The 1,836-nt window shown below is 67.7% G+C and carries 2 protein-coding genes and 1 pseudogene; all 3 read left to right on the forward strand.

Annotated features, from left to right (window positions below; genetic code table 11):
- Positions 1-430: pseudogene (locus tag H0B56_RS22545) on the forward strand (hypothetical protein); the annotation flags it as partial.
- A complete protein-coding gene (locus tag H0B56_RS22550; protein WP_180895135.1) occupies positions 430-747 on the forward strand; it encodes an NAD(P) transhydrogenase subunit alpha part 2 in 318 nt (105 codons plus the stop codon). The pseudogene H0B56_RS22545 and the gene H0B56_RS22550, both read left to right, overlap by 1 nt.
- A gap of 14 nt (positions 748-761) precedes the next feature.
- On the forward strand, positions 762-1,836 hold a 1,075-nt coding region (locus tag H0B56_RS22555), incomplete at its 3' end, for an NAD(P)(+) transhydrogenase (Re/Si-specific) subunit beta (RefSeq protein WP_180895136.1).

Consider the following 1,836-nt stretch of genomic DNA (forward strand, 5'->3'; position numbering starts at 1 on the left):
GGTCTCGGCCGAGGCGGTGGCCGGGATGGCCGACGGCAGTGTGGTGGTGGATCTGGCCGGTGAGGCCGGTGGGAACTGTGAGCTGACCCGGCCGGGCGAGGTGGTGACCGCGCACGGGGTGACGATCGCCGCGCCGGGGAACCTGCCGGGCGAGATGCCGGGGCATGCCAGCGAGTTGTATGCCCGTAACATCGTCGAGTTTTTGGAGTTGGTCATCACCGACGAGGGTGGGCTCTCCCTGGATGCGGCCGACCCGATCATCGCCGGGGCCTGCGTGACCGGGCGGGACCGGCTGGCCTGGCCGACAGAGGCCACCGCCACAGACACCACGACAGAGACCACGACAGAGGCCACGACAGGGACCACGACAGGGACCACGACAGGGACCGCTGCCGGTGAGTCCGGTGCGGCGGGTGAGGAGGTGCGGTGATGGATCCGGGGTTGGTGCAGAACCTGGCTGTGCTGGTGCTGGCGGGGTTCTTGGGGTTCGTGGTGATTTCGAAGGTGCCGAATACGCTGCATACCCCGTTGATGTCGGGCACGAACGCCATTCACGGTGTGGTGGTGCTGGCCGCGCTGGTGGTGTTGGGGCTGGGTGTTGACGGCGTGTTCAACAAGGTCCTGCTGGTGATCGCGATCATCTTCGGCACGATCAACGTCGTGGGTGGGTTCTTGGTCACCGACCGGATGCTGGCGATGTTCAAGCACAAGCCCGCGGGCGGGGCAGACAAGGAGGCCGACCGGTGAGCTGGCTGCACGACATGGCGTTGATCAATAGCCTCTACATCGTCGCGTTCGCGCTGTTCATCTACGGGCTGATGCAGATGCGGGGCCCGCGCACGGCGGTGGCCGGTAACTGGGTCGCCGCCGCCGGGATGGGCCTGGCGGTGGTCGCGACCCTGCTGATCGAGGGGATGGGTAACTGGCTGCTGATCGGGCTGGGCATCGCGATCGGCACGGTGATCAGTATCCCGGCGGCCTACCGGGTCAAGATGACCGCGATGCCACAGATGGTCGCGCTGTTCAACGGGCTCGGCGGCGGAGCGATCGCGCTGATCTCGTGGGCCCAGTTCCGCGACACCGCCGGCTACGCACACGAACCCGTCCACGCCGTCATCGCGTCGTTGTTCGCCGCGCTCGTCGGCTCCATCTCGTTTTGGGGCTCACTGGTCGCCTACGCCAAACTCCAGGAACTCCTGCCCGGCAAACCGCTGACTCTGGGGCGGGCGCAACAACCGGTCAACCTCGCCCTGATCGTCGCCGCGATCGCCGCGGCCGTCGTGATCACCACCGGCGGCGCGGCCGGCTGGTGGATGATCGCCCTACTGGCCGCCGCCGCCCTCATCGGACTCATCGTGGTCCTGCCCATCGGCGGGGCCGACATGCCCGTAGTGATCTCCCTGCTCAACGCGCTGACCGGCCTGTCCGCCGCCGCCAAAGGCATCGCGCTGGACAACACCGCCCTGATCGTGGCCGGCATGATCGTCGGCGCCTCCGGCTCCATTTTGACCAGCCTCATGGCCCAAGCCATGAACCGCTCCATCCCCGCCATCATCGCCGGCGGCTTCGGCGGCACCACCACCACCAGCAGCAGCAGCGGCGGCAGCGACCGGCCCATCCGCAGCACCAGCGCCGCCGACACCGCCATCCAACTCGCCTACGCCAGCAAAGTCGTCGTCGTGCCCGGCTACGGCATGGCCGTCGCCCAAGCCCAACACGCCGTCAAAGAAATCGCCACCCTGCTCGAGACCAAGAACATCGACATCACCTTCGCCATCCACCCCGTCGCCGGCCGCATGCCCGGCCACATGAACGTCCTACTCGCCGAAGCCGACG

Origin of the sequence: Haloechinothrix aidingensis (assembly GCF_013450155.1) — a bacterium.
Lineage (GTDB): Bacteria > Actinomycetota > Actinomycetes > Mycobacteriales > Pseudonocardiaceae > Haloechinothrix > Haloechinothrix aidingensis.